Source organism: Armatimonas sp., assembly GCF_043760365.1.
Classification (GTDB): Bacteria; Armatimonadota; Armatimonadia; order Armatimonadales; family Armatimonadaceae; genus Armatimonas.
Genome location: NZ_JAYUPA010000054.1, coordinates 1 through 6,763, shown reverse-complemented (window position 1 = coordinate 6,763; position 6,763 = coordinate 1). Strand labels below are relative to the sequence as shown.

General features: G+C 50.3%; 6 protein-coding genes and 2 pseudogenes. 1 reads left to right on the top strand and 7 read right to left on the bottom strand.

What is annotated here, in order from left to right; genetic code table 11:
- Positions 1 to 119, top strand: a pseudogene (locus ACH2EH_RS01315) (3-ketoacyl-ACP reductase); the annotation flags it as partial.
- A 5-nt stretch (positions 120 to 124) separates the two neighbouring features.
- Here the strand turns inward: ACH2EH_RS01315 and ACH2EH_RS01310 are convergent.
- From ACH2EH_RS01310 to ACH2EH_RS01280, 7 genes and pseudogenes are all read right to left on the bottom strand, one after another.
- Positions 125 to 1,540, bottom strand: a complete 1,416-nt coding sequence (locus tag ACH2EH_RS01310) for a hypothetical protein (RefSeq protein ID WP_395138055.1) — start codon at positions 1,538 to 1,540, stop codon at positions 125 to 127.
- A 102-nt stretch (positions 1,541 to 1,642) separates the two neighbouring features.
- Positions 1,643 to 2,185, bottom strand: coding sequence for a hypothetical protein (locus ACH2EH_RS01305; RefSeq protein WP_395138053.1), 543 nt, complete (start codon positions 2,183 to 2,185; stop codon positions 1,643 to 1,645).
- A gap of 374 nt (positions 2,186 to 2,559) precedes the next feature.
- Entirely contained in the window at positions 2,560 to 4,017 is a 1,458-nt protein-coding gene (gene gcvPB / locus ACH2EH_RS01300; protein ID WP_395138052.1) for an aminomethyl-transferring glycine dehydrogenase subunit GcvPB, read from the bottom strand.
- A gap of 12 nt (positions 4,018 to 4,029) precedes the next feature.
- Positions 4,030 to 4,692 carry a DUF6882 domain-containing protein gene (locus tag ACH2EH_RS01295; RefSeq protein WP_395138050.1) on the bottom strand — a complete coding sequence of 221 codons (663 nt, stop codon included), beginning with the start codon at positions 4,690 to 4,692 and terminating at the stop codon, positions 4,030 to 4,032.
- Positions 4,692 to 5,306 carry a Uma2 family endonuclease gene (locus tag ACH2EH_RS01290; RefSeq protein ID WP_395138047.1) on the bottom strand — a complete coding sequence of 205 codons (615 nt, stop codon included), beginning with the start codon at positions 5,304 to 5,306 and terminating at the stop codon, positions 4,692 to 4,694. Before ACH2EH_RS01290 ends, ACH2EH_RS01295 begins: the two co-directional genes overlap by 1 nt.
- A gap of 9 nt (positions 5,307 to 5,315) precedes the next feature.
- Positions 5,316 to 6,113 carry a DUF6882 domain-containing protein gene (locus ACH2EH_RS01285; RefSeq protein ID WP_395138045.1) on the bottom strand — a complete coding sequence of 266 codons (798 nt, stop codon included), beginning with the start codon at positions 6,111 to 6,113 and terminating at the stop codon, positions 5,316 to 5,318.
- A pseudogene (locus ACH2EH_RS01280) lies at positions 6,101 to 6,763 on the bottom strand (glycine dehydrogenase); the annotation flags it as partial. The pseudogene ACH2EH_RS01280 and the gene ACH2EH_RS01285, both read right to left, overlap by 13 nt.

Genomic DNA, 6,763 nt, shown 5'->3' with positions numbered 1-6,763 from the left:
GCTGGGGCCTGCCCGAAGACATCGGGCGCGCCGTCGCCGCCCTCGCCCGAGGAGATTTTCCGTTCTCAACGGGCGAGGTCATCAACATTGACGGCGGCTTCCACCTACGAACACTGTAGATAGACTAATTTGAGTAGACATAACGAAATTTAAGTCTTGGAATTTCAGTTTCTGTGTCAATGAGTTGAACATCATTACTGGTGTTGATCTGAATAATTTTCACGGACGTGTTATCCGTTTTTATCAATGGCTTTGATTTTTTTATGCCTTGTATGGAGTCAATTATATCTCTATTATTTATTAAAAATAATAGAGATATTAGCATTTTTGATTGATTATCTAATTCAATGAATTTTATTGTACTATTTGCAGATTCTTTCATTTGTAATGAAAGTAATTTCCTTATCACTGCTATGATTTCATGGTATAATATTTCTGTTTCTTCTTCTATTGATTTGTTTGTTGCTGTATATAATTCTCTATTGCTAAGTGGTTTCTTATTTTTCTGTATATTTTTTTTAATAAAATAGTTGATGGAATTTTTAACTGGACTGGGACACAGATTTTCTATTTCTGAATATAAATTATTGATATTTATATTTTTAGGTAATTTTTTATCTGTTATATTTATTGTATTGTCCTTTTTTTGTATGTTTAATCCGTATATTTCAGATATAGATGTTAGGGATTGGTTGAAATCTCGGTCGAAAACGAAATCTTTACAGAAAAAAGATTTGGATTTTAAATGTTCATCAATATTTATATTGATTGAATATTTCTTTAGGTGAGAAACGAAAGTGCCTAGTGTATGATCCTGAAAAATAGGAGGTGGTAATTTATCTTCAAATGAATTATCATCTAATTTGTTTAATACTTTTATTGTCTTTTCTAATTTTTGTTTGTCCATATCAGATAGTGGTAATAATCCAACTCCAACCATTTGTATATTGTTATCTATATCTTTGAATTGTCGCAGACTGACTCCAGAATTTTGGAAACGGAATTTATGGCTAAGAAGAAAATGCCAGTTGTTATTTTCTGGGCCAAATTTTCCATCAAGAAACAGAATTGGGTGTTCATTTCCTGTATCCCAATATCTCAAAACTGTGCTGTCACGTTCTAGGGTTGAAATAATTTTGTAGAGTAAGGAAATAGTATAAAGTGAACGATTCTCTTGTTTTGATATGCCATCAAGAAATATTTTCTTTTGTATCTCGCTTAGATTTGAAAATGGTATTCCTTTTTGTATAGATATTTTTTCTGACTCGCTAAGATTTTTTATGAATCGATTGAAATCAATCTTGGCATCTGAATATGGATCTGGAGTTATAAATTTACAAAGTCTAAATAGATTAGTGATGTAATTTCTTATTTCTATATAAGTAATATTTGGAATTCTCGATTTTTCGGGATCTGTTTTAATCGTAATTGACTTTGTTTGATTATTTTTGATAGTGATTGGATTATCTGAAAAAACAACATGATTGTAACTGTCTTGATTTATTATTATACCCATTGAAAGAGTTATTGGTAATATCATTGGTATTCTCCTGGAATATATGAAGTTGGGATATTATTTAAGGCATCTTAGCCATGTCGTATTATCGATGACTATAGCTAAAATGTCCTAATTGTTTTTTGTTTAAAAACTTGCCTCACCCGTAGCTGGTTCTGATTTTGCATCTATATGTGCACCTCTACCTAGCGTTAGCGGTAAAAGCCAAGTTAAAGTTTTAGGCTTATAATATGGATTCGCTGTTCCCGTATTACCCTCCGCTGTTTCTTCACCAAAGTCTTGCTGCTTCTTAAGTGTGATAGATGAAGAAGCTGCACCTTGAATTATCGCTTCACCACGAGCCAGAAACTTGATTTTAGGCGTGATTATGATATCTCCGGTTATTCCCGATTTGTCATTTGTAATTGTTGCAAACATTACAACGTTAAAATCGGCACAAGGATTTACAGCATCAGCAGTACATTTATAACTTACTTGACCTTCGATATCGGGTTCGTGATTTCCATAGCCAGAATACGTATCAATTCCATAAGATGGATTTCCGTCACCATAGTCTTCCCAGCCAATTATGATAGTTTTTGCAAATGCTCTTGGAGCAGGTGATGAACTAATCAGTTTGGAGAGTGGGTGTAATCCCAGAGAAAGAACGGTTAAAGCTGCGATTATCATACGTTACCTCACGTTAGTCAGTGCGGTTCCGCAGTCAGTGCGGTTCCGCAGTCAGTGCGGTTCCGCTCACGTGGGAAGTATAACAGAATATTTTACAATATGCAAGGAGCCGTTTTCACGAATCATTTTCTGCTACGGCATGCCTTGGAAAACCTTCGTGAAAACGGCTCGTGGTTTTAATATTTTTTTCAGATAGATATGCCCTACAGGCAAGAGTCTTTGGGCAACGGCGGCGTTCCCAGATTGGATCAGTTTGTGCAGCTTTCGCGCGAGTGGTGTCTTGTCCTCAATGCTCACTATCTACATTACGGGCGAGGTGATCAACATAGATGGTGGTTTCCACCTACGAACGCTGTAGCCGCTGATGCCTGGAATTACTTCCAGGCAACATCCAGGTTACGCGCGGCAAACGGCTCATCGAGACGCTTGACGGGCGCGGTGTAGGGAGCGCCCTGCACCAACGCGGGATCGTCGGCGGCTTCTTGCGCGATTTTTTCTAGTGCCTCCACGAAGGCATCCAGCGTCTCCAGGCTCTCCGTCTCCGTGGGCTCGATCATGAGGCACTCGGGGACGATCAAGGGGAAGTACATGGTCGGCGGATGGAAACCGTAGTCAATAATCCGCTTGCAGACATCCAGCGCCTTGACATTGTAGTCTTTTTTCAGGCGCTCCAACGAGAAGACGGCCTCGTGCATACAAGGCCGGTCGTAGGCAACGGCGAATGTCTTGCTGAGCTTGGCTTTTAAGTAGCTCGCGTTCAGTACGCTGTTCTCGCTGATCTGCGGGAGCTTCTCGCGGCCATAGTGCATTAAATACGCGTAGCCACGCACAACTGCCAGATAGGCTCCGGCGTAGGGCCCCACTTTTCCCACCGAGAGCGGACGGTCAGAATCAAGGCCAAAGCTGCCGTCGGCGCGCTTCACCGCCATCGGGACGGGCAGAAACGGCTCCAGAATTTTCTTGACACCCACCGGGCCGGAGCCGGGGCCGCCGCCGCCGTGGGGTACAGAGAACGTCTTGTGCAGGTTCACGTGCATCACGTCGAAGCCCATATCACCCGGTCGGACGGTGCCGACCAGCGCGTTCATGTTCGCCCCGTCGCAGTACATCAGTCCGCCCGCGTCGTGGACAAGCTGCGAGATCTCCAGAATGTCTTCCTCGAACAGCCCGACCGTGTTGGGGTTGGTGAGCATGAAGCCCGCGATCTGCCCGTCGTGCTTGGCGAGCTGCTCTTTTAGGTGCGCGATATCGGTCAGGCCGCGCTCGTTGGTCTTGACATCCACCACTTTATAACCACAGCGCGCCGCAGACGCCGGGTTGGTTCCGTGCGCCGCTGTGGGCACCACGACCATTTTACGCGTCTCGCCCTCGCCACGGTGAATGTGGTACGCCCGAATCAGCATCAGACCAAGCAGCTCCCCATGCGCTCCGGCGGCGGGCTGGAGGCTCACGGCGTCCATCCCGAGAATCGTCGCGAGCATCTCCTGCATCTCGTAGAGCACTGCAATCGCGCCCTGCGCCGTCTCCTCGGGCTGATAAGGATGCACCCGCGCGAAGCCCGGCATGTTCACCGCGACATCGTTGATCTTGGGGTTGTACTTCATGGTGCAGGAGCCCAGGGGATAGAAACCCTTGTCCACGCAGTAGTTCAGGTTGGAGATACGCACAAAGTGCCGCACCACCTCCGGCTCCGAGAGCTCAGGCAGAGGAAGTTCCGTGCGCAGTGCCACACCCGGCAGCAGCTCGCCGAGCGGCTTCACGGGAACATCGCAGGCGGGCATCCGCACGCCCACACGGCCCGGTCGAGAGAGTTCAAAAAGAGTTAGTTCCATAGTTTTAGTTACTTATCCGTTACGTTTTCCAAACAGTCGGCCCAGGAGACTTGGTTTTTCAGTTGGCAGATTTTCGGGGCTGAGTGTCATCTGAATATTTTTGATACGGTTCTGATCATCGAAGGATACCTCCAGACGCTCTCCCACGGGAAATGCCTCCCAGGCAAGACGGTGATCTGTTACAGTGAAAGTCGAGATCGCCGCCATCACAGCTTGCGTAGTGCGATTCGGGTTAAATGGCAGGTTGCGGGCCTTGGGGAAGGACTCCACAACCACATAGAGTGCGCCCCCAGAAAATGGGCACCGGAACGTGCCGTAGCTGCCGCTGAGCCCCGCGCAGAGGATTGCCATTTCGTGTCCAAACGTCTCCGAAGGAAGTGGAAATTCTTCTGTAATCTGAAAATGGGCTTCTGTGCCGTTCTCCTTGAGCTTTCCGACTGCAACAAGAAGATCGGCTGGTGGATTGCTCTCCTTATTCGCCCATGCCCAGAGCCAGGTGCCGTTGGCTTCGCTACCGACAAGCTGAACCGGACAGGTGGCGATTACCGCGCCCGATTTTCTCTTGAACGCAATGGTTCCAAGCCGCATGTCTACGTTCCAGTTGTATTCGCCTAGAACTTCCTGCATGCGGACGTTATTGTCCATGATGCGGAACACATAATCTTCGATTTGCATTAGAACACGCGCTCCAGTGACAGAATAAAGCCCGAAAGCTCCGGTTCACAGGAAACTTCGGTGGGATTGGTCAGCGTTTGCGTCGGCTGGCCGGGGCGGTAGACTTCAACGACGTGGCGTTTACGGTCAATAATCAGGCCCAAGCGTGCGCCGTTAGAGAGATATTCCGTCAGTTTTGCTTGGGTTTCCGTCAGGCTATCACTGGGGGAGAGTAGCTCCACCACGAAGTCGGGGCAGATATGGGCAAAGCCCCGTCGTTCAGTGGCCGTGAGCGCAATCCACCGCTCGGCGCTGATCCAGGCGGCATCCGGCGAGCGGGTCGTTCCACTAGGAAGCGTGAACCCAGCGCTCGGGCCAAAGGTCTTTCCGGGCTCCGGGAGGCTCCAGTTCCAGAGGGTCAAGAGTGTCGTGATTGCCGTGTTGCGGCTATCGCCTTCGGCTTCGGCGGGGGGCATAAAGAGTAGCTTTCCTTCGTCCGTACGCTCCACCCGTAGATCGGGATGGCGTTGGCAGAGGCGCACGAACTCCCTGTAGGAGATCCGGGGCATCTCAAAGGCGATGGGAAGCGGCCCATTCTCGGCGGAGTCATAGAGAACTGCGGTGGTGGTCTTCATGGTTTGATTTTATCGCCGCTTTCCAAAAATGCGCACAAGAAAGCCGGGTTTGCTTGCTTGCTCGGGGGCTTCTGCTGTTTCCATTTGGGGGATCGTGCCCACCTCCTGCAACTGCGGAACTTCGGCACTCATGCTGAGAATCTGGCCGTGGTGGGCGAACTGAATTCGGAGCAGGCCTTCCTGAAAACGCCAGAAGAAGGTCTCATCCGCCAGGTTTGAGCCTGCCGCCCCTGAGGCCTTTCCAAGGTAGGCTTCGACCGCCTGCCGGTGGTTCATCGAGAAACGCAGCTTGCCTTCCTGAATCACATGCTGCGAGATGTGGAGATCTCGCTCCACAAGCCCCGCATCGGGGAAGAGTGCCACGCTCAAAAACAATGTCTTCCCATTTTGGCGTGCCTCGAAGACGAAGAAAGCCTTGAGGTAGCCCGCGCTTGCGATCGCCCAGCTCTGCGCCTGGGTGGGTGTGCTGAGGGTGATAGGCCCCTTTGAATCGAATACCTCTAGGCCTGCTCCCCGTGCTGTGACTCTGAGCCGCCCCAGGCCCGTGACACACTTCCAGTCCTCCGGGATAGCCGGGTCGGCCCAGCCAAAGTTGAAACTGCCGGACTGCTGATCGTAGGTTCCAATGAGCTTCATCGGGGAGGAGAACAAGATTCGCCCCGTGCCCGGCTCACGAAAGAGGATCTCCCCTCCGGGCAAGTCAAGCTCCCACACCCACGAGTGCGCGGTGCGGTTCAGAAATGCCAGCGCCGTCTGCTCGTTTTCGAGCAGACGGAGCGCATGGTCCTCAAGCTTTAGCGAAGGCATGCGACGAGCTGGTCTATCTCGGACTTGATGCGCTGCTCCGTGACACAGATTAGCATCTGGTTTCCGGGGAGCGGCAGGCCCCCTAGAATCCCGGCAGCGAGGAGCTTTTTATTGAGTTCCACCGGATCGCTCGGGCACTGGATCAGAAACTCCTTGAAGAACGGGCCACTGTAGACGAGGGAGTAGCCCGGAAGGCTGGTAAGCTGCTCGGCGGCGTAGTGGGCTTTCTGGAGGCACAGTGCCGCCACTTCCTGCATGCCCGTCTTGCCGAAGCTAGCCAGATACACCGTCGCCGCTAGGGCGAAGAGTGCCTGGTTGGTGCAGATATTGCTGGTGGCCGTGTCGCGGCGGATGTCCTGCTCGCGCGTACGGAGCGTCATCACGTAGCCCTTCGTGCCATCGGTGTCTTTCGTGACACCGACGATGCGCCCTGGAATGCGCCGGATAAACTCTTTTTTGCAGCAGAAGATGCCAAGGAGCGGGCCACCAAACGCGGGGTAGCAGCCCAGACTCTGGCCCTCCGCCACGAGAATGTCCACGCCACACGCACCGGGTGCCTCTAAGACGCCCAGCGAGATCGGATCCACGGAAGCGACGAGCAGTGCGCCGTGGGCATGGGCCGCATCGGCGTGGGCTTTTAAGTCCTCGAT

What these genes read in the sequence shown, in the direction of transcription:
- ACH2EH_RS01310 (WP_395138055.1), bottom strand. Translation starts at nt 1,540, where the DNA reads ATGATATTACCAATAACTCTTTCAATGGGTATAATAATAAATCAAGAC.
- ACH2EH_RS01305 (WP_395138053.1), bottom strand. Translation starts at nt 2,185, where the DNA reads ATGATAATCGCAGCTTTAACCGTTCTTTCTCTGGGATTACACCCACTC.
- gcvPB (WP_395138052.1), bottom strand. Translation starts at nt 4,017, where the DNA reads ATGGAACTAACTCTTTTTGAACTCTCTCGACCGGGCCGTGTGGGCGTG.
- ACH2EH_RS01295 (WP_395138050.1), bottom strand. Translation starts at nt 4,692, where the DNA reads ATGCAAATCGAAGATTATGTGTTCCGCATCATGGACAATAACGTCCGC.
- ACH2EH_RS01290 (WP_395138047.1), bottom strand. Translation starts at nt 5,306, where the DNA reads ATGAAGACCACCACCGCAGTTCTCTATGACTCCGCCGAGAATGGGCCG.
- ACH2EH_RS01285 (WP_395138045.1), bottom strand. Translation starts at nt 6,113, where the DNA reads ATGCCTTCGCTAAAGCTTGAGGACCATGCGCTCCGTCTGCTCGAAAAC.